The sequence below is a fragment of the Streptomyces sp. NPDC085937 genome (assembly GCF_044540535.1).
Taxonomy (GTDB): Bacteria; Actinomycetota; Actinomycetes; order Streptomycetales; family Streptomycetaceae; genus Streptomyces.
In genome coordinates this window covers 94,956-118,251 of the sequence record NZ_JBITSH010000012.1, presented here as the reverse complement: position 1 = coordinate 118,251, position 23,296 = coordinate 94,956, and the positions used below count along the sequence as shown (strand labels likewise).

Sequence of the window (23,296 nt, the reverse complement as noted above, 5' to 3'; positions counted from 1 at the left end):
ACCCGGACGGCCCCCCTCCGTCACCTGATCTTGAGGGTGATCGTCGAGCCCTTGGGCGCGGTCTCGCCGCCGTCCACCGACTGGTCCTTGACGGTGTCGCCGAACAGGCCCAGCAGACCGCGGTCCTCCTTCACCCCGAACCCGGCGCCCTCCAGCTTCTCCCGGGCCTCGTCCACGCTGTCGCCGACGACGTCCGGCACCTCGACCATCTCCGGGCCCTTGGAGAGCGTGAGGGTGACGGTGTCGCCCTCCGCGGCCTGCCCGCCGGCCTCCGGGGTCTGCCGGGCCACCTTGCCCGCGTCGTGCTCGGAGTTGACCCGCTCGGTGGCAATCTCCACCTTCAGCCCGGCCTCCTCCAGCTCGGCGCGCGCGTCCTCGGGGTCGTCACCGGTCACGTCGGGCAGGTCCACGGGGCTGCCCTTGCTCACGGCCAGCTTCACCGCCGAGCCCGCGCGGACCTTGGTGCCCTTGCCCGGCTCGGTGGAGACCACCGCGTCCTTGGGCACGGAGTCGCTGAACTCGCGGGTGACCATGCCCGGCTCCAGGCCCTCGTCCTCCAGCAGCGAGCGCGCCTTGTCCAGCGGATACCCGTCCAGGTCGGGCACCCGCACGGTCTGCGGCCCCTTGGACAGGGTCAGCGACACCGAGGCGCTGCCGCGCACACGGGCGCCCGCCGCCGGGTCGGTGCTGATCACCTTGCCCCGCTCGACGGAGTCGCTGTACTGCTCCTCGACCTCACCGACGTCCAGGCCGGCCTCGGCGAGCCGGTCCCGGGCCTCCTGCTCGGTCTTCGACAGCAGCGGCGGGACCTTGGTGAACTGCCCGGAGTTGATGTACCAGACGCCCGCGCCGAGGCCCAGCACCAGCAGCACGGCCACGACGATGGCCGCGGGTCCGCGCCGCAGCGCCGTGCGGCGGCGGGGCGGAAGCGGCGGCGGGGAGTGGAAACGGCTGGTCCGGTTCACCGGATCCATGCCGTCGTCCTCGTCCTCGTTCACCGGGAGGGGGCGCGGCACGGTGAGCGCGCGGGGGATGACGCTGGTGCGGTCGTCGGCGTTGTCGTGCTCGGAGGTGAGCGCCTGCGGGGGCATCGCGTCGAGCTGCTCGTCACTGAGCCGGCCGCGCGTCTCACGGGCCCGGGCGAACAGCGCCACCGCGTCGGCCGGGCGGGCCCCGGGCTCACGCGCGGTCGCCGCCGCGACCAGCTGGTCCAGCGCGGGGGCCAGACCGGGCACGGCCGCCGAGGGCGGCGGCACGTCGTCGTGCAGGTGCTTGTAGAGGACGATCGCGGGGGAGTCGCCGTCGTGCGGCTTCTCACCGGTCAGCATCTCGTACAGCAGGATGCCGCAGGCGTACACGTCGACGCGGGGGTCCGCGGTGCCGTGCTCTATCTGCTCCGGGGCGAGGTACGACACCGTGCCCAGCACGGTGCCCGTGCTGTTGGTCACCGTGTCCACCGAGCGGACCAGACCGAAGTCGGCGACCTTGACCCGGCCGTCGTCCCCGATCAGCACGTTCTCCGGCTTCATGTCACGGTGCACGAACCCGGCCCGGTGGGCGGCGCCCAGCGCGGCCAGCACCGGCTCCAGGATGTCCAGCGCCGCCCGCGCCTGGAGCGCCCCGCGCTCCCGCAGCACGTCGCGCAGGGTGCAGCCCGCGATGTACTCCATCGCCAGGTAGACGTACGCCCCGTCGGCGCCCTGGTCGAAGACCTGGACGACGTTGGGGTGGGCCAGCCGGGCGACGGACTTGGCCTCGCGGATGAAGCGCTCCACGAAGGAGGCGTCGGAGGCGAGCGAGGGATGCATCACCTTGAGCGCGAGGATGCGGTCGAGACGGGTGTCCAGGGCCCGGTAGACCGTGGCCATCCCGCCGACGGCGATCCGCGCGTCGACGCGGTAGCGGCCGTCGAGCACCTGCCCGACCAGCGGGTCCTGAAGGGTCGTGTCCACGCAGCGAGTCTACGAGTCCGCGAGGACAGCTCCGGCCCGATCAACCGCCGTTGGAGCGGACCTGTGACCTGTGTTACCCGACCGCGTCCGAACGCGGGCCCGGACACGGGGTCAGAACGCGGGCCGCTCCGGGTCCAGCGCGGCCCGGCCCCCGACGGGGGAGGAGGCCTGCGCGAAGTGCCGCCGGGGGATGCGTCCCGCCCGCCGCGCGAGCCGTCCCGCCTCCGCCGCGCCCCGCATCGCGGACGCCATCAGCACCGGTTCCTGGGCGCGGGTGACGGCGGACGCCAGCATCACGCCCGCGCAGCCCAGCTCCATCGCCAGCGCCACGTCGGAGGCGGTGCCGGCCCCGGCGTCCAGGATCACCGGCACCCCGGCCCGCTCCACGATCAGCTCGAAGTTGTGCGGGTTGCGGATGCCCAGACCCGACCCGATCGGCGAGCCGAGCGGCATGACCGCCGCACAGCCCACGTCCTCCAGCTTCCGGGCCAGCACCGGGTCGTCGTTGGTGTACGGCAGGACCGTGAAGCCGTCGTCGACGAGCGTCTCCGCCGCGTCCAGCAGCTCGACCGGGTCCGGCAGCAGGGTGCGCTCGTCGGCGATGACCTCCAGCTTCACCAGGTCCGTGCCGAGCGCCTCCCGGGCCAGCCGCGCGGTGAGCACGGCCTCCCCGGCGGTGAAGCACCCGGCGGTGTTCGGCAGCACCCCGATGCCCAGCTTCCGCAGCACCGACAGCACGGACCCGTGCACCGAGGGGTCCACCCGCCGCATGGCGACGGTCGTCAGTTCCGTCCCGGACGCCACCAGCGCCCGCTCCAGCACGTCGAGGCTCGGCGCCCCGCCGGTCCCCATGATCAGGCGGGACGTCAGGGCCCGGCCGCCGAGGACGAAGGGATCGTCGGCCATGTCAGCCTCCTTGGACCGCGGTGAGGACCTCCACCCGGTCCCCTTCGGTCAGGGGGGTGGCGGGCCACTGGGCGCGCGGGACGACGGTTTCGTTGAGGGCCGCGGCCACCCCGGAGGGCGCGGCGGTGAGCGACCTGACGACGAGGTCCAGGGCGGTTCCGGGCGGGAACCGGCGGGGCTCGCCGTTGACGGTGACGGTGACGGTGGTGACCCGGGTGGTCATACGGGCTGCTCCGCGAGGACGGGGGCGCCGAAGCGCCGGGGCGAGAAGGGGAGGGCCTCCTGGGGCAGGTCGCCGGTGGTCAGCGCCCGCGCCATGGCGTCGCCGGTGACGGGCGTCAGCAGGACGCCGTTGCGGTGGTGGCCGGTGGCCAGCAGCAGTCCCGGGAGCCGCGTCGGGCCGAGCAGCGGCGCGTTGTCGGGGGAGCCGGGGCGCAGACCGGCGATCGTCTCGGTCAGCGGCAGCTCGGTGATGCCGGGGACCAGCTCGTGGGCGTCACGCAGCAGCTCGTAGACGCCACCCGCCGTGACGGTGGTGTCCCAGCCCATCTCCTCGCTGGTCGCGCCGATCACCAGCTCGCCGTTCTCACGTGGCACCAGGTAGACGTGGCTGCCGCGCACCACGGCCCGCACCGTGCGGCTCAGGAAGGGCTCGGGCCGGTCGGGCATCGCCAGCCGCAGCACCTGCCCCTTGACCGGCCGCACCGGGGGCAGCACGTCCTGCGGGACGCCCGCGAGCCTGCCGCTCCAGCTGCCCGCGGCGAGCACCACCTGGCCCGCGCCCAGCTCGTCACCGGCCGCGGTGACGACACCGCGCGCCCGGTCGCCGGCGACGACCAGCTGCTCGGCCCAGGTGTGGTGGAGGATGACACCGGCCCGCTCGCAGGCGGTCACGAGGGCGGACGCCAGCCGTCGGGGGTCGATCTGGTGGTCGCCGTCCACCCGCAGCCCGCCGCGCACGCCCGGCGCGAGCATCGGCTCCAGGCGGCGGCACTCCCGTCCGGACAGCCACTGCGAGTCCAGGCCGGAGCGCTGGTGCAGGGCGTGCAGCTCGCGCAGATGCGCGCGGTCGTCGGCGTCCAGCGCCACGGCGAGGGTGCCGCTGCGGCGGTAGCCGAGGTCCTGGCCGGTGTACTCGGTCAGCTCGGCGGCGAAGGCCGGGTAGCGGCGCGCCGAGGCCAGGCTGAGGCCCAGCAGCGTCTGCTCGCCGTGGTGCAGCTCGGTGACGGCGGCCAGCATCCCGGCGGCCACCCGGGCGGCGCCGCCGCCCGGCTCGGGGTCCACGACGGCCGTGGCGAGTCCGGCCTGCGCGGCCCGCCAGGCCGTGACCAGACCGATGATCCCGCCCCCGACGACGAGGACGTCTGCGCTACGCGTGGGCGACATGGGCGTCCAGCCCCTCCCTTCGCCGGCATGACCCGGATCAGGTTCGTACGGTCGGAGGCCGCCAGCCTCCCTCTCAGCCCGGTGCGTCCGGGCTCCCGCGAGTGCGTGTACGCGGGCCACCCTAGCCCGCGCCACGCGGCACCCGTAAGGGACCCCGCGTGGGAGGGGCGGCGGGGTCCCCCGCGCGGGAGGGGCGGCGACCCGGCGGGGGGAGCGGCGAGGGGTCCGGCGGGGGGAGCGACGAGGGGTCCGGCGCGGCGGGCGCGGGTGTCTATGGTGAGCGGGTGAGCGAGCAGACGCAGGAACCGGGAGGGGCCGCGCCGCGGCGGGTCGTGGTGGCGGGCGCGGGCATGGCGGGCGTACAGACCGCGGCCGCGCTGCGGGAGCAGGGCTTCGACGGTGAGGTGACGCTGATCGGGGCCGAGCCCCACCAGCCGTACGACCGGCCGCCGTTGTCGAAGGCGGTGCTGCTGGGCACGGCCGAGAGTTCCGCGTTCGACGTGGATTTCGAGGAGCTCGGCATCGGGCTGCGGCTGGGCTGCGAGGTGCTGGGCCTGCGCCCCGGCGACCACGAACTGGACACCGAGGCCGGGCCCGTCCCGTACGACGTGCTGGTGCTCGCCACCGGCGCGGAACCGCTCCGGCTGCCCGGCACCGAGGGTGTCGCCGGCGTGCATCTGCTGCGCACCCTGGACGACGCGGCACGGCTGCGGCCGGTGCTCGCCGCGCAGCACGACGTCGTGGTGGTCGGCGCCGGCTGGATCGGCGCGGAGTTCGCCACGGCGGCCCGCGAGGCGGGCTGCGCGGTCACCGTCGTGGAGGCCGAGGAGCGGCCGCTGGTGGGGGCGCTGCCCGCCGAGGTCGCCGCGCCGATGGCCGCCTGGTACGCCGAGGCCGGGGTCACGCTGCGCACCCACGCGCGCGTACGGGCCGTCGAATCCGGTGCCGTGCTCCTCGACGACGGCACGCGGCTGCCCGCCGGCGCGGTGGTCGTGGGCATCGGGGCCCGCCCCGCCACGGCCTGGCTGACCGGCTCCGGGATCGCCCTCGGCACGCACGGCGAGGTCGTCGCGGACGAGCACCTGGCGACCTCCCTGCCGGATGTGTACGCCGTCGGCGACTGCGCGTCCTTCCCGTCCGGCCGCTACGGCGAGCGCCTGCTGGTCCACCACTGGGACAACGCCCTCCAGGGCCCCCGCACGGTCGCCGCGAACATCGTCGGCGGGGGTGGCGAGGTGTACGACCCGGTGCCGTACTTCTGGTCCGAGCAGTTCGGCCGCTTCGTGCAGTACGCGGGGCACCACGCGGACGCCGACCGCACGGTGTGGCGCGGGGACCCGGCCGGCCCGGCGTGGAGCGTGTGCTGGCTGCGCGGGGACCGTCTGGTCGCGCTGCTCGCGGTGGGGCGGCCCCGGGACCTGGCGCAGGGACGCCGGCTGATCGAGGCGGGCGCCGCGATGGACCCGGAGCGGGTGGCGGACCCGGCGCGGCCGCTGAAGTCGGCGACGGCGTGACCCCGGGCGCGCGTCCTCCGCACGACGCGTCCGTCCTCCGCACGACGCGTCCGTCCTCCGCACGACGCGCCCGCCCGGCCGGACGGGGTCGGCTTCCGACTGTCGGTGGCAGGTGGCAGGCTTGTCCCGTGACCGAGATTGACGCAAAGATCGATGCTCTCGTCCCCGCCTGGCTCACCCTTCCCGACATCGCCGAACAGTTCGGCGTCGAGGTGACGCGCGTCCGGCAGCTGGTGAAGGACGGCCAGCTCATCGCCGTACGCCGGGGTGAGAACCGCGCACTGCACGTCCCCGCCGCCTTCATCGACGGGGACAAGGTCGTCAAGGGCCTGACCGGGACCCTGACGCTCCTGCGGGACGACGGCTTCACGGTCGAAGAGATGCTGGAGTGGCTGTTCACCCCCGACCCCAGCCTGCCGGGCACGCCCGCGCAGGCGCTGAGCGAGAACCGTGGCACGGAGGTGAAGCGTCGGGCGCAGGCTCTCGCGGTCTGAATCCCTGCCCACCCGCCTGTCGGTGTTCCCGCCGGCCGGGGCCCGGTGCTCTGGTCGGTGGGACGCCGTGGGGGCGCGAGTCCGTTGGGGCTGGTCGCGCAGTTCCCCGCGCCCCTGGAAGGAGTTGTCCCTGAGGACGGCATAGGGTTCCGGCGGCAGATCATGCGCGGGGCCGACCCGTGCCGTCGAGACCGTTCCGGGGGGACCCCATGACCGACACCGTGCGCGCCCGGCTGGCCGACGCCCGCGTCTACCTGTGCACCGATGCACGCAAGCGGCAGGGAGACCTCCCGGAGTTCCTGGACGCCGTGCTCGCCGGCGGCGTCGACGTCGTGCAGCTGCGGGACAAGGGCATGGAGGCCGCCGAGGAGCTGGAGCACCTGGCGGTCGTCGCCGACGCCTGCGCCCGGCACGGCAAGCTGCTCGCGGTCAACGACCGCGCCGACGTGGCCCACGCCGCCCGCGCCGACGTGCTCCACCTCGGCCAGGGCGACCTGCCCGTTCCCGCCGCCCGCGCGCTCCTCGGCGACGACGTCCTGATCGGCCGCTCCACCCACGCCGAGTCCGAGGCCGCCGCGGCCGCCGTCCAGCCCGGCGTGGACTACTTCTGCACCGGCCCCTGCTGGCCCACCCCCACCAAGCCCGGCCGCCTCGCACCCGGCCTGGACCTGGTCCGTTACGCCGCCGGGCTCGGCACCGACCGTCCCTGGTTCGCCATCGGCGGGATCGACCTGGCCAACCTCGACCAGGTGCTGGACGCCGGTGCCCGCAGGGTGGTCGTGGTCCGCGCCCTCACCGAGGCCGACGACCCGGAAGCGGCGGCCTCCGCCCTGGCCCGCCGGGTGCGGGAGGCCGCGGACGCGGGCTGACCCCCGTGGCGCGGCGCGGGAGCCCACGGGCAGCCCACGGCGTCTCAAGTTTGTCCACACTGTGGACAGCAAGTCGGCAAATCAGACAAATATCCCTCTTCTGGTTGGGGGACCGCCGCCCCGTGGCTAACCTGCCGGTATGGCCCTCGGAACCGCATCCACCAGGACGGACCGCGCACGCACCGTGCGCGACATGCTCGCCGCCGGGAAGACGACGTACTCGTTCGAGTTCTGGGCCCCCAAGACCGAGAAGGGCGAGCGCAACCTGTGGAACGCGCTCCGCAGGGTCGAGGCCGTCGCGCCCAGCTTCGTCTCCGTCACCTACGGTGCCGGCGGCTCCACCCGCGCCGGCACGGTCAAGGCGACCGAGCAGATCGCCGCCGACACCACCCTCACCCCGGTCGCGCACCTCACCGCGGTGGACCACTCCGTCGCCCAGCTGCGCAACATCATCGGCCAGTACGCCGACGCCGGGATCCGCAACATGCTCGCCGTGCGCGGCGACCCGCCCGGCGACCCCATGGCCGACTGGGTGCCGCACCCCGAGGGCCTCACCTACGCGGCCGAACTGGTCCGGCTCATCAAGGAGTCGGGCGACTTCTGCGTGGGCGTCGCCGCCTTCCCCGAGATGCACCCCCGGTCGGCCGACTGGGACACCGACGTCGCCCACTTCGTCGACAAGTGCCGGGCCGGCGCCGACTACGCGATCACCCAGATGTTCTTCCAGCCCGAGTCGTATCTGCGGCTGCGTGACCGAGTCGACGCGGCGGGCTGCGAGACCCCCATGATCCCCGAGGTCATGCCCGTGACCAGCGTGAAGATGCTGGAACGGTTGCCAAAGCTCAGTAATGCGGTGTTCCCCGACGCCCTCAAAGAGCGGATCCTCACAGCGAAGGACGATCCGGCGGCGGTACGCTCCATCGGTATCGACTTCGCCACGGAGTTCTGCGCGCGGCTGCTGGCCGAGGGAGTGCCCGGTCTGCACTTCATCACGCTCAACAACTCCACGGCGACGCTGGAAATCTACGAGAACCTGGGCCTGCACCACCCCCCGCAGGCCTAGACCGGTCGCACGCACATACGACACACTGCGTAACGACCACTGGGAGAGGGGCGTACATGGGCTGGACGGTCCTCTACATCGCGTTCGGCATCGTCGCGCTGTGGCTGCTGGGTGAGGTGCTGCTGCAGTACAAGGCGCGCCTGCGCTGGAGGCTGCTCGCCTTCGCCGGGTTCCTCGGCGTCGTGTTCGGCGTGCTCATCCCGTCGGTCGTCGTCATCGGACTGGGCGCCGCGGCCTTCGCCGTCGGGCAGACCTACGTCACGCTGTCGTTCCGCCGCGGCTTCCAGTCCGGCTGGGCGGTCAACGCGCCGATGCTGTCCGCCGTCAAGGGCGGCCGCGGCCGCGGCGGTGACGACGAGCCCGGCCCGGAGGCCGCCGACCCGGAGACGTCCCGCGGCGACGCCGACGCGTTCGACTCCCGCCCGCAGCCCGCCGGTTACGGCGCCGACGACGACTACGAGCGCGACGACGTCTTCACGCCCGCGGCGGACCGCCTGCAGGCCGCCGAGACCACCGCCGTCTACGAGCCGCAGCCGATGCCCGACGACACCGGTTCCTACGGCGTCTACGGCGACCAGGGCTACGCGACGCAGGACCAGTACGCGGCGACCGCCCAGGGCACCGACCAGAACTACGCCTACGACTACTCCGCCTACGGCCAGCAGCAGGGCTACGACACCACGGGCCAGCAGTACGCCGCCTACTCCGACCCGTACATCGGCAACACCACGTACGGCGGGGGCACGTACGACACCGGCTACACGGACCCGCAGCAGTACGCCCAGCAGGGCTACGCGGCCCAGGACCCGTACGCGGCGGCCGGCTACGGCGGCGAGACCCCGGCCGGCGGCCTGTGGGTGCCGCAGCAGCGCAGCACCGACGACCCCTACGGCGGTGAACTCCCGCCCGAGCAGCAGCAGTATCCGTACCAGGGCGACGGACAGGCGCAGGGCACCCACGGCAACGGGTACGACGAGCAGTACCGCTACTGAGCGGCCGGGCGGCCGACTTGACCGCCGACGCCGTTCGGGGTGACCCCCGGGTCTCCTGAACGGCGTGCGCGCGGGCCCCGGTTCACTGCGAACCGCGGAAGTCGGGCCCCTCCACGACGAGTCCGGCCACCAGGGCCCCCGACATCCCGGCGTGCGGCAGACCGCCGCCGGGGTGCGACCAGCCGCCGACCGTGAACAGCCCCGGCAGACGTGTGCTGTTGGCGGCGTGCAGGAAGCGGCCGTCCGCCGCGGCGAGCGCCGGCACCGGCACCGCGCCGCCCTCCGCGCCCGTCTCCCGCGCGACGTCGGCGGGCGTGCGCACCTCGTGCCACAGCAGCCGGTCCCGCAAGTCCGGCAGCGCGCGCCCGGCCGCCGCGACCATCCGCTCCGCGTACTCCTCGGCACCGGCCGACCCGGCGGGCACCACCGCCGTCACCGTCACCGCCTCGTGGCCGGCGTCCGGGACCAGGGCCGGGTCGTCCGGCCGCAGCACCGTCACCGTGGGCTCGGCGGGCAGGCCGGCCGCACCGGACAGCGCCTCCAGCTCCGCCTCGCGGTCCCGGGTGTGCACGACCGTCCGGTGCGGGGTCCCCGACGGACGCCCGCCGCGCAGCGCCATCAGCACCGTCACCCGGCTCGCCCCGCCCCGCCGGGCGGGCACGTCGCCCTCCCCGCGCGGCCGGGTGCCGCACAGCCGGTCCAGCACCCCCGGGTCGACGCCCGCCACCACCAGGTCCGCCCCCGCCACCGTGCCGTCGGCTAGTTCCACGCCCGCGGCCCGGCCGTCCTTCTCCCGCACCCCGGTCACCTCCGCGCCGAAGTGGAACTCCACCCGGCGGGCCACGCACCGCTCGTACACCGCCCGCGCCAGCTCGCGCAGGCCGCCGCGCACGTACCAGGTGCCGAAGGCGTGCTCCATGTACGGCAGCACCGCCGCGCTCGCCGGGGTGTGCCGGGGGTCCAGTCCGAACGCCACGGCGTGGCTCTCCAGCAGGGCGCGCAGCCGGGGGTCGCGCAGCTCCCAGTCGCCGACCTCGGCCAGCGTGGCCGCCCGGCGCGCGCGCAGCAGCCGGCGGTGCGCGACCGCCGGGTAGGGCTCACGCCCGGCGAGCACCTCCCAGTTGGGCCACAGGGGCTCCTCCAGCAGCGGGCGGCGCGCCCGGTCCCAGGCCTCGCGGGCCCGCACCAGGAAGTCGCCCCAGCGCCGTGCCGCGTCCGCGCCCAGCGCCTCCTCCATCGCGGAGACCACCCCCGCGCGGGAGGCGTTCGGCAGGGACACCCGGGTGCCGTCCGCGAAGACGTGGTGCGACGACGGGTCGGCCTGCACCAGCTCGACGCACTCCTCCAGCGGCTCCCGGCCGGTCTTCACGAACAGGTCCCGGTAGACGGCGGGCAGCGGCAGCAGTCCCGGCCCGGTGTCGAAGGCGAACCCGTCCCGCTGCCGGCGGCGCAGCGCACCGCCGTACGTCTCCGTCCGCTCGTACACCGCCACCCGGTGGCCCGCGACGGCCAGCCGGGCGGCGGCCGCCAGCGCGCCCATCCCGGCGCCGATCACCGCAATCCGTGCCATGCCAGGGACTTTATCCGCCCCTGCTCAGAGGCCGTCCCCGAGTACCCGCACCCCCGTCGGGCGACCGTCCGGACGCGCCCCGTGATGCGCCCGGGTGCGCAGGGGTGAGTACCCGTACTCAACCGGCGAGATGAGTACGGCGGCGGATGGGTCCGGACCTGCGGGAACGGGAGAGTGGAGACCACGGAGAGGGGCACGGCCTCCCGGCACCGGCGGCACGGGGCGCCGGAACGGGGGCCAGGCCCGCGATCCGCTCCTTCCGCCGGCACCACCGGCGGGAGCGAGGCACGGGGGGACCCGGGGGAACGACCGTGAACGGGGGTTCCACGGGGGGACGTACGGGGGAACAGGAGGCGCCGGTCCGACCGGTGGCCCGCGGGGGACGCGGCCACCGCCGGACCGGCGCCTTCACCTGTGCGGCGGGTCAGCGGCGGCCGCTGACCCGCCCCTGCAGCAGCCGGGACAGGGCCGCGTGCACGTCGTCCAGAGAGCGCTCCGGCTGGAACGACTTCCAGTCCAGCGCCGCCACCAGCACCATGCCCACCAGCGCCGCCGCCGTCAGCGGGACGTCGATCTCCTCGCTGAACTCACCGGCCGCCACCCCCTCGCGCAGCACGCCCTCGACCACCGCGACGGCCTGCTGCCGCACCACCATCAGCGTGGACTGCCAGGCCCGGTTGGTGCGCCACAGCTCGGCCACGTACAGCTGGGTGAAGGCCGGATAGCGGTCGATGAACACCAGCCCCGCGTGGATCATGGCGTCCAGGGCGTCGACCTTGCCGCGCCCCTCCCGGGCCGTGCGCTCGGCCGCCTCCCGCAGCGACGCGGTCAGCAGACCGACCCCGTGCCGCAGCAGCTCCTCGAAGAGGACGGACTTGCTCGCGAAGTTGTAGTAGACGGTGCCCTTCGCGACGCCCGCCCGCTCGGCGATCTCGTCCACGGTGGTGGCGGAGAACCCCTGCTCGGCGATGAGGGTGACGGCCGCCTCGTAGAGCTTCTGCCGGGTGGCCTCGCGGCGGGCACTGCCGCCCGGCGTGGTGCTGCTGCGTTCCATGGCCCCGATTCTCACAGGAGCGCCGGCCGGTCCGTTCACAGGCTCAGCTCCGGGTGCAGCCGGTCGAGCGTCCAGACCTGCTTGCGGCGGGCCGACAGCGCGGTCAGCGCGAGCGCGCCGGCCGTGAAGGCCGCCAGTACCGCGCAGGCCAGCCACACCGGTTCAAGGCCGCCGCCCGTGACGAGCCGCCGCAGCGCCTCCACGACGTGCGTCATCGGCAGGAACGGATGCAGCGCGTTGAAGAACCCCGGACTGGTCTGGACGGGGTACGTGCCGCCCGCCGAGGTCAGCTGGAGCATCAGCAGCGCGAGCACCAGGATCCGGCCGGCCGCGCCGAAGCGCGCGTTCAGCCACTGCACGATCGCCGCGAAGCACGCCGTCACCAGGAACAGGAAGCCCACCGTGCCGGCCGCCCGCGCCATCTGCAGCCCCAGCCCCCAGTGCAGCACCGACATCAGCGCCACCGTCTGCAGCACCCCGATCGCCACCACCGGCAGCCAGCCCGCCAGCGCGATCCGCCAGGCGGAGGCGCCCGCCGCGAGCGCCCGCCGGTTCATCGGCGCGATCAGCATGTACGCCACCATCGCGCCCACCCACAGCGACAGCGGGATGAAGTACGGGGCGAAACCGGTGCCGTAGTTGGGTGCCTTGTGCAGGTCGCTGGAGACCAGCCGCACCGGGTCGGACATCACGCCGGTGCGCACGTCGCGGTCCCGCTCGTCGTAGTCGGGGATCTTGTCGGCGCCCTCGTGCAGGCCGCCGGCGAGCTCCTCGGACCCGTCGACGAGCTTGAAGAGCCCGCCGCTGAGGTCGTCCGCGCCCGTCTTCAGCTCGCCGACGCCCTTGTCCAGCTTCCGCGCGCCGGTCTCGGCGGTGGCGAGCCCCTTGTTCAGCTTCTTCGCCCCGGCGGCGACCTCGCCGGCGCCGGTGTTCAGCTTGTTGATCTTGCCGACCGCGTCCTCCAGGTCCTCGGAGAGGTGCGGCGCGCGCTTCGCGAGCGCCCGCGCCTGCTTCTCCAGGGTGGCGAGCTGCCCGTCGAGCTTCTTCAGGTCGGCCCGGTGGCCGGTGACCAGCGCGCCGACGTCGGCGGCGACGTCCGAGGCGGTGGCCACCGCTTCCTGGGCCTTCTTCAGATCCGCGCAGGCGGGGTCGGGTTCGGCGGCGTCCTCGCAGCGCTCGCGGTACAGCGCGTCCATGGTCGCGGACGCCTCACGGGCGTCCTTCGCGGCGGCCGGCGCCGTCTCCACCAGCGTGTCCAGGTCGTCGCGGAGCCGTCCCGCCGAGTCGGCGACGAAGCGGGCCGTCGCGCCGATGGCCTTCTCGTTGTCCTTCAGGAACGGGCCCGCCTCGGCGTTCAGCGCGTTCACCTTCGCGGCGAGCCGGCGCGTGCCGTCCGCGACCTTCCCGGAGCCGTCCTCCAGGGAGCCCGCGCCCTCGTGCAGGTCCTTCAGGCCCCGGGACAGCTTGCCGCTGCCCGAGCGGGCGTCCTTCAGGCCGTCGACGAGGTCCTTCGAACCCTTCTCGGCCTTCCCGATCCCCCCGTTCAGCTTGTCGGCGCCCTGCGCCGCCTTCACCGTCTCGCCGTGGATGCCGGAGAACGACACGAAGATCTGGTCCAGGAAGGACCGCGAGGTCTTCGTGGACGCCGCCCGGCGCACCTCGCCGAAGACCGTCCGGGAGATCTGCCCGACGATGTAGTTGTTCGCGTCGTTGGTGCGCACCCGCAGGGCGCCGGACTCGGGGGTGTCGCCGGAGCTGGAGGCGATACGGCGGCTGAAGTCGGCGGGCACGGTCAGGGACAGGTAGTACCTGCCGTCCTCGACGCCGCGCCGTGCCTCCTCCTCGCTCACCTCACGCCAGTCGAAGGTGGAGCTGTCCCGCAGGCCCTCGGTGATGTCGTCACCCGCGGCGATCCTCCTGCCGTTCGCGCTCGCCCCCTCGTCCTCGTTGACCAGGGCCACCGGGATCCGGTCCAGCCTGCTGTACGGGTCCCAGAACGACCACAGGTACAGGGCGCCGTAGAGCAGCGGCAGCACCAGCAGGGCGACGAGGGCCGCGCGCGGCAGGGTGCCCCGGCCGAAGCGCCGGAGCTCAAGAGCGGCCAGTTTCGGCGAGCGCATCGGCCGCCGCCTCCTTCGCGTCGTGGTCGTGGTGGTCGTCGTGGTCGCGGTCCTGGTGGGGGTGGTCGGTGCCGGTGGTTCCGGTGGGCTCGGCGGGCTCCGCGGGGGCGGCGGGCTTCTCGGCCTCCGCGGGCTCCTCGGCCTCCGCGTCGCCGTCATCGGCCGGTTCGGCCGCCTGGCCGGGCAGGGTCGGACGGGCGGTGGCCGGACGGGCGGTGGCCGTACGGACCACGACCGCGTCGGCCGGAGGCTCGCTGCACACGGCCAGCACGGTGACGCCGGTGGCCGCGACGGACCGCAGCAGGGCCCAGACCTCCTCCCGCTCGGCGGACGACAGCTTCAGATCGGCGTCGTCCACCCCGAGCAGCCGGGGCCGCCCCAGCAACGCCAGCGCCAGCGACAGCCGCAGCGCCTCCACCCGCTCCAGATCCCGTACGGCGGTCCGCCCGCCCTTGGGCAGGGCGGCGAGGCCGAGCCCGGCGGCGGCCAGCGCCTCGTCGATGTGCCGGCGCCGCTCCCGCCGGCGCTCACCGCGTGGGCACAGCAGCTGCCGGGGCCGGGGGAGGGCGCCGCCGAAGCGGCGGCGCAGCAGCTCCTGTTCGCGCAGGTGCTCGGCCACGGTGAGGGCCGGGTCGAGGTCGGTCACACCGGTGACGTGCGCCAGGGCGCTGCGACGGCGTACGGCGGCCATGCGCCGGGGCAGCTCCAGCCCGCCGACGGCGGCCCGCCCCTCCGTGGGCCGCATCCGCCCGGTGAGGGCGAGCAGCAGGCAGGTGCGTCCGGTGCCGGACGGCCCCACCACCGCGATCAGCTCGCCGGGCTCCGCGTCGACCGAGACGTCGCGGAAGGCCCAGCCCCGTGGTCCCTTCAGGCCGAGGCCGTCGGCCGTGACGGCGAGTCCGCTCGGATCGTCCACGTGTTCCCCCTGGAACAACTTTTGAACTGACTGGTCAGTGCAAAAGTTAGCTCGAACGAGAGAACGAGGCAACGTCGCAGGTCAGAACGGATTGTCAGTGCCATACCGCACGATGTGCACATACGGCACTTGCCTCATGGCATGCCGTCACGAAGACGACAGGAGGTTCGTCATGGCCCACTCGTCCGCAGCCGCCGCCCGTCGGCGCCGCGCAGCCGGCCCTGCCCCCTCACTGAACAACGGCCCGGCGAGCGACATCCACCCCGTGCTGCGCCGCGCCACGGCCCCGCCCGCCGCCCTCGACCTGCTCGCCCAGGCCCGTGCCGGACTCGACGAGGCCGCCGTCCTCGACACCCCCAACGAGCGCTACGCGACGGCCCACCTCGCCGCCCTGCGCACGGCCGCCGCAGTCCTCGCCGCCCGCGGCAGGCCCGAGACCTCGCCCCGGGCGCGGGCCAAGATACGAAGTGCGTGGGAGGTGCTTCCCGAGATCGCGCCCGAACTCGCCGAGTGGAGCGCCCTCTTCGCCTCCGGGGCGCAGCGCCGGGCCCGCGCCGAGGCCGGTATCCAGGGCGCGGCGACCGTCCGGGACGCCGACGACCTGATCCGGGACGTGGCGATGTTCCTCCGCCTGGTGGAGCGGATGCTGGTGCTCCAGCCGGTGCTGCCCCAGCCCCGCCCCGACCAGGACGGCGCGGGCACCGGCCCACGCGGGGACCTGCCCGACGCGGGCTGACCGGGCGGGCGGGGTGGGGCGGGGCGCCCCGGCAGGCCGCCACCGGGTGACCGGCGGCCGCTCCCCAGGCCATAGGGTGGACAGCGCCTGAAATCCGCTCGCCCCGCCCCACCCCAGGCGGTGCCCCGCCGAGGAGTCACCACCGTGTCGGACCCGATGCGCCCCCGCGCCGCTCTCCGTACCGCCGTTGTCTGGGACGTCCTCCAGGACGCCCTGGAACGCCGGGTCAAGGCCACCGGACGACAGGCCCTGGACGTCCTCGACACGGGCGGCGGCAGCGGCAACTTCGCCGTGCCCCTCGCCCGGCTCGGCCATCGGGTCACCGTCGTCGACCCCAGCCCCAACGCCCTGTTCGCCCTCGAACGCCGGGCCGCCGAGGAGGGCGTCGCGGACCGGGTCCACGGCGTCCAGGGCGACGCCCGCGGCCTCTTCGACGTCGCCGAGCGCGGCGGCTACGACGTCGTGCTGTGCCACGGCGTCCTGGAGTACGTCGACGACCCGGCGGAGGGCGTGCGCAACACGGTGGCCGCCCTGCGCCCCGGAGGCGTCCTCAGCCTGCTCGCCGCCGGCCTGGGCGGCGCGGTGCTCGCCCGCGCCCTCGCCGGGCACTTCACGGAGGCCCGGCAGGCGCTCGACGACCCGAACGGCCGATGGGGCACCGGCGACCCGGTGCCGCGCCGCTTCACCGCCGACCAGCTCACCGCGCTCGTGCGCGGGGCGGGCGTGGAGGTCGGCGCCGTGCACGGCGTGCGGGTCTTCGCCGACCTCGTCCCCGGCGTGCTCGTCGACACCGAGCCCGGCGCCCTGGAGGCGCTGCTGAAGCTGGAGGCCGCCGCGGCCGAACTCGACGCGTTCCACTCCGTGGCCACGCAGCTTCATGTGCTCGGTGAGGCCCGTGAGGCCGCCGAGGCGTGAGCCGTCGCCCGTGGCACGGCGCTGATCAGCGACGCGTCCGGCGGCCCCGGGCCGCATGGACTGTGCCACAGGCCCCCCGAATGGTGGCTTGGCGCCGTATGATCGAGGGAGACCGCCCGGCATGACGGGTCGGCCGCCGGGGAATGACAGCCTCAGCGGACCGGGACGTGATGGCGGACACCGGTCGGCAATTGGCGCAGAGGGGCGGGTTTCACGGGGGCGATTCCCTGCCTATCCTGAAGGGACCCCCCGGGTCGCCCCGGCGACTGCACGATGAGGAGGACTCCGTGCCGCTCTCGGAGCACGAGCAGCGCATGCTCGAGCAAATGGAGCGAGCGCTGTACGCCGAAGATCCCAAGTTCGCGACGGCGCTCGAGGGAAGCGGGCTGCGTACGTACACCCGGCGACGGGTCTACCAGGCGGTCGCGGGCTTCCTCGTAGGTATTGCGCTCCTCATGGCCGGTATGGTCGCCCAGCAGGTGTGGCTCAGCGTCGTGGGGTTCCTCGTGATGCTGGGGTGCGCCGTCCTCGCGGTGACCGGCTGGCGCAAGGCACCCAAGCCGGGTGAGCAGGCCGCCGGTGCGACTGCCGCTCCGCGGGCGGGCCGGCAAAGCAGACAGCGTCGTTCGATGATGGACCGCATCGAGGAGCGGTGGCAGCGGCGGCGTGACGAGCAGGGGGGCGGCGGTCGCTGAGGCCCCCGGAAGCTTTCGTCTCAGGGGGTGCCCACGTTTGTGGGCACCCCCTGAGGCGTACGTGACCCCTCACGGGCCCCGGCCCCATTAGTGCTCGGCGCCACGTGCGGGTGCGTGGTGGTCACTCGCGCAGTTCCCCGCGCCCCTGAGGGGGCTGGCTTGCGCTTCTGCCTGCGGCTCGTCTGTGGCTGTTCGCGCAGTTCCCCGCGCCCCTTTTCGTGCCGGCTTTCGGGCTTGCCTGCGGGTGCGTCGTGGTTGCTCGCGCAGTTCCCCGCGCCCCTGAGGGGGCTGGCTCGCGATCCTGTCCGCGGCTCGTCTGTGGTTGCTCGCGCCGTTCCCCGCGCCCCTGAGGGGCGCGGGGAACGGCGCGAACGGCCCGGGACGGCCCGCGGCTGCCACACCCGGACGAGCGGGGCAGCCCCCGGCTGCGACGAACCTCAGCCGCGCTGGCGGGTGGGGAGGTGCCAGTCGGGGCGGAGGGCCGTGAGACGGTCCCGCAGGACCACCCAGCGGTCGGACACCGCCCACACCACCCGCACGGCCGACCGCGGCGCCAGCAGCGCCCGCAACCGTGTCCTACCGCTCACCGACGCCCGCAGCGCGGCCCTCGCACGGCGCACGTCGTCCCCCAGGCCCATGACCGGCCGCGGCCGTGGCGCGTACAGCGCCTGCTCCACCGCCCCGGCCACCCGGTGCACCGACGCCGCCGCGTCCCCCTCCAGCCGGGCGGACCGGACGATCCGTTCGGCCGCACCGCGCGGGGTCAGTGACTCGTCCGGCGGGATGCCGTGGTCCCACGCCGTGTCCGTCAGCTCCTCCCAGACGGCCAGCACATGCGGGACGGCGTCCGCCTCGGAGCGGCCGTGACCGCCGAGCCGCACCGCCCGTGTCCTGGTCCGCCAGAGCATCGGGGCGAGCGGCAGCACCAGCACCAGCAGCCCGGCCAGCGCCCACAGCAGCACCACGTGCCACTTCGGGCCGTCGCCGCCCGCGGGCAGGGCCGCCTGCGGCGACTCGCTGTCGCAGGCCTCCAGCTTCTTGTCCTGCGCCGAGCACTCCGAGCTCTCGGACGGCGCCGCCGACGACTCGGTCGGAGCGGCCTGGGACGGACGGACCGGGTCCGGCACCGCCTCGTTCCCCGTGTCCGGCACGGTGTACGGGGGCGTCGAACCCCGGGTCGGGGTCGGCTCGAAGCGGGTCCAGCCCACCCCCTCGAAGTACAGCTCGGGCCAGGCGTGCGCGTCCCGCAGCCCGACCGAGATCGAGCCGTCCGCCTGCGGGGTGCCGGGCGCGAAGCCCACCGCCACACGGGCCGGGATGCCCAGCGAGCGCGCCATGGATGCCATGGCGAAGGAGAAGTGGACGCAGAAGCCCTCCTTGTCCCGCAGGAAGCGGGCGATCGCCCCCGAGCCGCTGCCGACGTCCACCTGGGTGTCGTACTCGAAGCCGCCGTTCAGCGTGAAGTACTCCTGGAGGGCGACCGCCTGCTCGTAGGCGGTCCGAGCGCCCTCGGTCACCTCACGCGCGGTGCTGAACACCACCGGGGGCAGCGAGTCGGGCAGTTCCGTGTACTCGCGCAGCAGCGCGGACGACGGCTCCGGCGCGTCGGCCAGCTGCTCCGCCGTGGGCTGCACGTCCAGGCTGCGCACCTCGTACGTCAGCCCCCGGGTGTTCTGCCCGTGGTCGCCGACCAGCGTCATGCCGACGGGCTCGTAGCGCCAGTCGCCCCGCACGCTCACGCTGCTCGGCGGGTACGGCATCGGCAGCCAGTCCTGGCCGTACCAGTCCGCGGTGGAGATCATCGTGCCGACCTCCGCGCGCGCGACGTCGGGGCCGAGGCCGGGCGGGACCGGGAAGCCGTCCGGCACCTGTGTGATGGCCCGCTTCGACGGCTTCCACGTGGTGCCGTCGAAGTCGTCCAGGGACACGATGCGCAGGTACAGGTCCGAGGTGTTCGCCAGCTCGGTGCGCACCGAGAGCACCTGGCGGTCCTCGTTCACGTTCAGCGAGTCACGCAGCGACACCAGCGGGTTCACCGCGGAGATGGTGCCGCCCCCGCCGCGGCCCGCGCCGACACCCCGGCCGGCGGGATCCAGCAGACCGCCGTCCATCGCCGGCAGGGCCAGCGGCACCACCAGGGCGATGCCCAGCGCCAGCACCCCGATCCGGCGGCCCGAACGCACCGGTGCCGGCGCCCCGGGCGTCTCCGCGCCCCGGTTCCGGGCCGCTCCGCTGAACACCCGGCCCCACTGGGAGAGCCGGTCCCGCCCCTCGGCCAGCAGCAGCATCAGATAACCGGCCGCCGCCAGCAGGAACCACAGCCAGTCGATGCCGTTGTCCGCCAGGCCCGCGGCCACCGAGTACAGCGCCAGCAGCGGCAGCCCGGCCGGTGCGGCGCTGCGGAAGGTCACCGCGAGGGCGTCCACCAGCAGGCCGATGACCAGGACACCGCCGACCAGCATCAGCCGGATGCCGTCGGTCAGCGGCGCCGGTATCGCGTACCGGTTGACGTCGTTGCCGCCCTGCTCCAGCAACGCGCCGAAGAAGCGCAGGGCGTCCGGGCCGGGTATCAGCCCCGCCACGGCGTGCTCCCGCGCGAACAGCAGGGTGAGCAGCAGCAGGGTGACGACCACCTGCGCCAGGATCGTCAGCGGCCGCCCGAGCGGCACCCGTCGGGCCCCGGCGCCCACGCCCGCCTGCACCGCCAGCAGCAGCGCCGCCTGGAGGATCCAGGTCGCCGGTTCCACCAGCGGCAGCAGCGCGCACGCCGCCAGCAGGGTGGCCGCCCACGCGCGCACCGTCAGTCTGGCCCGCCCGCTGATCACGGTCCCTCCCTACCGCTCGCCGCCGTCAGGCCCGAGCGCTCACGGTCCGCCTGCCGCCACACCTGCTCCACCGAGGCGCCCCGCGGCACCGCCACGGCCGTCCACCCCGACTCGCGCAGCATCCGCAGCCGCTCCTCGCCCGGCTCCGACGCGCCGGGCACGTCCGACGGTTCCCGCAGCCAGTCCTCGCTGTTCAGCAGGAACGCGACGGCGCCCCCGCTGCGCTGCCGCATCCGGGCCAGTACCGCGGCCTGCTCCTCGTCCAGGTCGCCGAGGAAGGCCACGAGCAGCCCCTCGCCCCCCGAACGGAGCACGTCGTAGGCGCGGGACAGGCCCTCCTCGTCGGAGTGGTCCACCACGGCCAGCGTGTCCATCATCAGCCCGGCGGCGTCCGCCGACTCCTGATGGATGCCCGAGAAGCCGTCGGACCCCTCGCCCGGCACCACGCTGCCGGTGTCGGTCAGCAGCCGCACCGAGAAGCCCCGCTCCAGCATGTGCACCAGCACCGAGGCCGCGCCCGACACCGACCACTCGAACGCCGAGTCCGGACCCGCGCCCTCGTAGGCGATGGCCCGGGTGTCCAGCAGCACCGTGCAGCGGGCGCGCTGGGGCTGCTCCTCGCGGCGCACCATCAGCTCGCCGTAGCGGGCGGTGGAGCGCCAGTGGACCCGGCGCAGGTCGTCGCCGTAGCGGTAACCGCGCGGGATCACGTCGTCCTCGCCCGCCAGGGCCAGCGAACGCTGCCGGCCGTCGCCGTACCCCTTGGCCTCGCCGCTCAGCCGCACCGGCGGCAGCGGCTCCACGCGGGGGATCACGGTCAGCGTGTCGAACGTGGAGAACGAGCGGTTCAGCTCGCACATCCCGAACGGGTCGGACAGCCGCAGCTGGAGCGGGCCCAGCGGATAGCGGCCGCGCAGGTCGGAGCGGACCCGGTAGGACACCTCGCGGCGTCCGCCCGCCTCCACCCGGTCCAGCACGAACCGCGGTCGGGGGCCGAGCACGTACGGCACCCGGTCCTGCAGCATCAGCAGCCCGGTGGGCATCCGGGAGACGTTGTCCATCCGCAGGTGCACGCGCGCCTCGGAGCCGGCCGGCACCCGGCCGGGGGAGAGCCGGCGGCTGCCGGCGACCCGGTAGCGGGTGCGGTACAGCACGGCCGCGCACACCAGCGGCAGCCCCGCCAGCAGCAGCCCGACCCGCAGCAGGTCGCTCTGCCCCAGCACGTACGCGCAGATCGCGGCGGCCACCCCGGCCGCCAGGAAGGAGCGCCCACGGGTGGTGAGCCCCGCCAGCGCGGTCCTCACCCCGCTCCGGTCGCCGCGGTCGCCCTCGGCGTGGACCGCGCCGACGGCTGTCATCACAGCCTCCGCGGCGGCTGCTGGCCGTAGCCCGGGCGGCCCAGGCCGCCGAACCCGGCGGGCCGGCCGGCGCTCGCGGGTACCGTGGTGCGCTGCAGGATCTCCTGCACCACCTGCTCGGCGGTGCGGCGGTTGAGCTGGGCCTGGGCGGTGGGCAGCAGGCGGTGCGCGAGCACGGCGACGGCGAGCGCCTGCACGTCGTCCGGCAGCGCGTAGTCACGGCCCGCCAGGGCCGCCGCCGCCTTCGCCGCGCGCAGCAGATGCAGTGTCGCGCGCGGGGACGCCCCGAGTCTGAGGTCGGGGTGCGTACGCGTGGCGGACACCAGGTCGACCGCGTACCGGCGGATCGGCTCGGCGACGTAGACGCCGCGCACCGCCTCGATCAGCTTCACGATGTCGTGCGCGTGCGCCACCGGCTGGAGGTCCTCCAGCGGGGAGACGCCGCCGTGCACGTCGAGCATCTGGAGCTCGGCCTCCGTGCTCGGGTAGCCGACCGAGACGCGGGCCATGAAACGGTCGCGCTGGGCCTCCGGGAGCGGGTAGGTGCCCTCCATCTCGACCGGGTTCTGCGTCGCCACGACCATGAAAGGGCTGGGCAGTTCGTAGGTCTTGCCGTCGATGGTGACCTGGCGCTCCTCCATCGACTCCAGCAGCGCCGACTGCGTCTTCGGCGACGCGCGGTTGATCTCGTCCCCGATCACGATCTGGGCGAAGATGGCGCCGGGCTTGAACTCGAAGTCATGGCGCTGCTGGTCCCAGATGGACACGCCGGTGATGTCCGAGGGCAGCAGGTCCGGTGTGAACTGGATGCGCCGCACGGAGCAGTCGATCGACCGCGCCAGTGCCTTCGCCAGCATCGTCTTGCCGACTCCCGGGACGTCCTCGATGAGCAGATGTCCCTCGGCGAGCAGCACGGTCAGCGAGAGCCGTACGACCTCGGGCTTCCCCTCGATCACGCCTTCCACCGACCCGCGCACGCGCTCCACGACGGCGGTCAGGTCCTCCCCGACCGCCCCGTATGCCCGGTCGGGGGCGCCCCCATGGCTCGCACGATCGTCATAGGTCGTCACCCGGCCCTCCTCGGCCTTTCCCGCGCTCCGCAATGAAGCGGGGGGTTCCCCAAATGTTCCGGCCGATCCCACACCCGGCGGACCGGCCCACCCCGAATCACGGGTGCCACGCTGGAGAAGTTCCGCGTGACACCACTTCCGCATTCTTGCCGCCGTTACCGTTTCGTGTCACTCGCCTGTGGACAACTGACAGCGATATGTCAGCTCTTACGACGTTCGACGGCTCCCCGGGCGCGGCCGGTCCCGGGTCGGACGGCCGGATCAGGTGGGGTCGACCTCGCGCAGCAGACCCGTCTTCACGTCGAAGACGAATCCGCGCACGTCGTCGGTGTGCAGCAGGAACGGCGAGGTCCGCACGCGCTGCATCGACTGGCGGACGTCCTGGTCCACGTCCCGGAAGGCCTCCACGGCCCACGCCGGACGCTGTCCCACCTCCATCTCGAGGTCGTGCCGGAACTCCTCGGTGAGGGACTCCAGACCGCAGTTGGTGTGGTGGATGAGGACCACGCTGCGCGTGCCCAGCGCCCGCTGGCTGATGGTCAGCGAGCGGATCACGTCGTCGGTGACGACACCGCCCGCGTTGCGGATGGTGTGGCAGTCACCCAGGGAGAGGCCCAGCGCGTCGTGCAGGTCGAGGCGGGCGTCCATGCAGGCGACGACCGCGACTTTGAGGACGGGACGGGCGTCCATCCCGGGATCGGTGAACGCGTCGGCGTAACGCTCGTTGGCTTCGACCAGACGGTCGGTCACGGTGCCGGCGCCGGCCCCGGCGTTTCCGGAACCGGCGGGTACGGATGCAGAAGTCGTCATACCTATGACGGTAATGGTCACGGGGGCGTGAGGCCCGCTGTGACAGGCGAC

At 74.2% G+C, this 23,296-nt stretch carries 20 protein-coding genes and 1 riboswitch; of the genes, 8 read left to right on the top strand and 12 right to left on the bottom strand.

Annotated elements, in window-relative coordinates; genetic code table 11:
- Positions 1-20 precede the first annotated feature (20 nt).
- The 4 genes from pknB to thiO form a co-directional block, all read right to left on the bottom strand.
- Positions 21-1,952 carry a Stk1 family PASTA domain-containing Ser/Thr kinase gene (gene pknB, locus ACIF8S_RS24485; protein WP_400001725.1) on the bottom strand — a complete coding sequence of 644 codons (1,932 nt, stop codon included), beginning with the start codon at positions 1,950-1,952 and terminating at the stop codon, positions 21-23.
- A 111-nt stretch (positions 1,953-2,063) separates the two neighbouring features.
- Positions 2,064-2,858 (bottom strand): thiazole synthase, encoded by a 795-nt coding sequence (locus ACIF8S_RS24480; protein WP_400001723.1) that lies wholly within the window; start codon positions 2,856-2,858, stop codon positions 2,064-2,066.
- 1 nt (position 2,859) lies between these two features.
- A complete protein-coding gene (thiS, locus tag ACIF8S_RS24475) occupies positions 2,860-3,081 on the bottom strand; it encodes a sulfur carrier protein ThiS (protein WP_024882582.1) in 222 nt (73 codons plus the stop codon).
- Complete coding sequence (gene thiO, locus ACIF8S_RS24470; RefSeq protein ID WP_400001721.1) at positions 3,078-4,244, bottom strand: glycine oxidase ThiO; 1,167 nt, start codon at positions 4,242-4,244, stop codon at positions 3,078-3,080. The genes thiS and thiO overlap by 4 nt, the downstream gene beginning before the upstream one ends.
- A riboswitch (TPP riboswitch) is annotated at positions 4,242-4,353 on the bottom strand. It overlaps the preceding gene by 3 nt.
- A 175-nt stretch (positions 4,354-4,528) precedes the next feature.
- On the opposite strand from thiO, the gene ACIF8S_RS24465 reads away from it, so the two are divergent.
- The 5 genes from ACIF8S_RS24465 (at position 4,529) to ACIF8S_RS24445 (ending at position 9,176) form a co-directional block, all read left to right on the top strand.
- Positions 4,529-5,758 (top strand): NAD(P)/FAD-dependent oxidoreductase, encoded by a 1,230-nt coding sequence (locus ACIF8S_RS24465; RefSeq protein WP_400001719.1) that lies wholly within the window; start codon positions 4,529-4,531, stop codon positions 5,756-5,758.
- Between the two features lie 128 nt (positions 5,759-5,886).
- Positions 5,887-6,252, top strand: a complete 366-nt coding sequence (locus ACIF8S_RS24460) for an Rv2175c family DNA-binding protein (RefSeq protein WP_349793544.1) — start codon at positions 5,887-5,889, stop codon at positions 6,250-6,252.
- 209 nt (positions 6,253-6,461) lie between these two features.
- A complete protein-coding gene (thiE, locus tag ACIF8S_RS24455) occupies positions 6,462-7,121 on the top strand; it encodes a thiamine phosphate synthase (protein WP_400001718.1) in 660 nt (219 codons plus the stop codon).
- A gap of 139 nt (positions 7,122-7,260) precedes the next feature.
- A complete protein-coding gene (gene metF, locus ACIF8S_RS24450) occupies positions 7,261-8,184 on the top strand; it encodes a methylenetetrahydrofolate reductase [NAD(P)H] (RefSeq protein ID WP_400001716.1) in 924 nt (307 codons plus the stop codon).
- Positions 8,185-8,240: 56 nt separating this feature from the next.
- Complete coding sequence (locus tag ACIF8S_RS24445) at positions 8,241-9,176, top strand: hypothetical protein (RefSeq protein WP_400001714.1); 936 nt, start codon at positions 8,241-8,243, stop codon at positions 9,174-9,176.
- 82 nt (positions 9,177-9,258) lie between these two features.
- On the opposite strand, the gene ACIF8S_RS24440 is transcribed toward ACIF8S_RS24445, so the two are convergent.
- The 4 genes from ACIF8S_RS24440 to ACIF8S_RS24425 form a co-directional block, all read right to left on the bottom strand.
- A complete protein-coding gene (locus ACIF8S_RS24440; RefSeq protein WP_400001712.1) occupies positions 9,259-10,746 on the bottom strand; it encodes a phytoene desaturase family protein in 1,488 nt (495 codons plus the stop codon).
- 424 nt (positions 10,747-11,170) lie between these two features.
- Positions 11,171-11,800 carry a TetR/AcrR family transcriptional regulator gene (locus ACIF8S_RS24435; RefSeq protein ID WP_145825314.1) on the bottom strand — a complete coding sequence of 210 codons (630 nt, stop codon included), beginning with the start codon at positions 11,798-11,800 and terminating at the stop codon, positions 11,171-11,173.
- A 35-nt stretch (positions 11,801-11,835) separates the two neighbouring features.
- Positions 11,836-13,920, bottom strand: a complete 2,085-nt coding sequence (locus ACIF8S_RS24430; RefSeq protein ID WP_400001710.1) for a YhgE/Pip family protein — start codon at positions 13,918-13,920, stop codon at positions 11,836-11,838.
- The gene (locus ACIF8S_RS24425) at positions 13,892-14,836 is read right to left on the bottom strand and encodes an ATP-binding cassette domain-containing protein (RefSeq protein WP_400001708.1); all 945 of its coding nucleotides are present in this window, start codon (positions 14,834-14,836) and stop codon (positions 13,892-13,894) included. Before ACIF8S_RS24425 ends, ACIF8S_RS24430 begins: the two co-directional genes overlap by 29 nt.
- 172 nt (positions 14,837-15,008) lie before the next feature.
- Here ACIF8S_RS24425 and ACIF8S_RS24420 point away from each other — a divergent pair, with 172 nt between their 5' ends.
- From ACIF8S_RS24420 to ACIF8S_RS24410, 3 genes are all read left to right on the top strand, one after another.
- Positions 15,009-15,572, top strand: a complete 564-nt coding sequence (locus ACIF8S_RS24420; RefSeq protein ID WP_400001707.1) for an SAV_6107 family HEPN domain-containing protein — start codon at positions 15,009-15,011, stop codon at positions 15,570-15,572.
- 144 nt (positions 15,573-15,716) lie between these two features.
- A complete protein-coding gene (locus tag ACIF8S_RS24415; protein WP_349793559.1) occupies positions 15,717-16,487 on the top strand; it encodes a methyltransferase in 771 nt (256 codons plus the stop codon).
- A gap of 287 nt (positions 16,488-16,774) precedes the next feature.
- The gene (locus ACIF8S_RS24410; protein WP_400001706.1) at positions 16,775-17,182 is read left to right on the top strand and encodes a DUF3040 domain-containing protein; all 408 of its coding nucleotides are present in this window, start codon (positions 16,775-16,777) and stop codon (positions 17,180-17,182) included.
- A 437-nt stretch (positions 17,183-17,619) separates the two neighbouring features.
- On the opposite strand, the gene ACIF8S_RS24405 is transcribed toward ACIF8S_RS24410, so the two are convergent.
- The 4 genes from ACIF8S_RS24405 to ACIF8S_RS24390 all read right to left on the bottom strand — a co-directional run bounded on the left by ACIF8S_RS24405 (position 17,620) and on the right by ACIF8S_RS24390 (position 23,245).
- Positions 17,620-20,007: a DUF3488 and DUF4129 domain-containing transglutaminase family protein gene (locus ACIF8S_RS24405; RefSeq protein ID WP_400001704.1), complete on the bottom strand. Its 2,388-nt coding sequence runs from the start codon at positions 20,005-20,007 to the stop codon at positions 17,620-17,622.
- The gene (locus ACIF8S_RS24400; protein ID WP_400001702.1) at positions 20,004-21,365 is read right to left on the bottom strand and encodes a DUF58 domain-containing protein; all 1,362 of its coding nucleotides are present in this window, start codon (positions 21,363-21,365) and stop codon (positions 20,004-20,006) included. Before ACIF8S_RS24400 ends, ACIF8S_RS24405 begins: the two co-directional genes overlap by 4 nt.
- On the bottom strand, positions 21,365-22,435 hold the full coding sequence (locus ACIF8S_RS24395) for an AAA family ATPase (protein ID WP_400001700.1): 1,071 nt from the start codon (positions 22,433-22,435) through the stop codon (positions 21,365-21,367). Before ACIF8S_RS24395 ends, ACIF8S_RS24400 begins: the two co-directional genes overlap by 1 nt.
- Positions 22,436-22,696: 261 nt before the next feature.
- Positions 22,697-23,245: a carbonic anhydrase gene (locus ACIF8S_RS24390; RefSeq protein WP_349793566.1), complete on the bottom strand. Its 549-nt coding sequence runs from the start codon at positions 23,243-23,245 to the stop codon at positions 22,697-22,699.
- Between the last annotated feature and the right edge of the window lie 51 nt (positions 23,246-23,296).

Coding starts and splice junctions, on each gene's coding strand:
- ACIF8S_RS24430 (WP_400001710.1), bottom strand. CDS start 13,920: ATGCGCTCGCCGAAACTGGCCGCTCTTGAGCTCCGGCGCTTCGGCCGG.
- ACIF8S_RS24480 (WP_400001723.1), bottom strand. CDS start 2,858: ATGGCCGACGATCCCTTCGTCCTCGGCGGCCGGGCCCTGACGTCCCGC.
- ACIF8S_RS24390 (WP_349793566.1), bottom strand. CDS start 23,245: ATGACGACTTCTGCATCCGTACCCGCCGGTTCCGGAAACGCCGGGGCC.
- ACIF8S_RS24435 (WP_145825314.1), bottom strand. CDS start 11,800: ATGGAACGCAGCAGCACCACGCCGGGCGGCAGTGCCCGCCGCGAGGCC.
- ACIF8S_RS24400 (WP_400001702.1), bottom strand. CDS start 21,365: ATGACAGCCGTCGGCGCGGTCCACGCCGAGGGCGACCGCGGCGACCGG.
- thiS (WP_024882582.1), bottom strand. CDS start 3,081: ATGACCACCCGGGTCACCACCGTCACCGTCACCGTCAACGGCGAGCCC.
- ACIF8S_RS24445 (WP_400001714.1), top strand. CDS start 8,241: ATGGGCTGGACGGTCCTCTACATCGCGTTCGGCATCGTCGCGCTGTGG.
- ACIF8S_RS24420 (WP_400001707.1), top strand. CDS start 15,009: ATGGCCCACTCGTCCGCAGCCGCCGCCCGTCGGCGCCGCGCAGCCGGC.
- ACIF8S_RS24440 (WP_400001712.1), bottom strand. CDS start 10,746: ATGGCACGGATTGCGGTGATCGGCGCCGGGATGGGCGCGCTGGCGGCC.
- thiE (WP_400001718.1), top strand. CDS start 6,462: ATGACCGACACCGTGCGCGCCCGGCTGGCCGACGCCCGCGTCTACCTG.
- metF (WP_400001716.1), top strand. CDS start 7,261: ATGGCCCTCGGAACCGCATCCACCAGGACGGACCGCGCACGCACCGTG.
- thiO (WP_400001721.1), bottom strand. CDS start 4,244: ATGTCGCCCACGCGTAGCGCAGACGTCCTCGTCGTCGGGGGCGGGATC.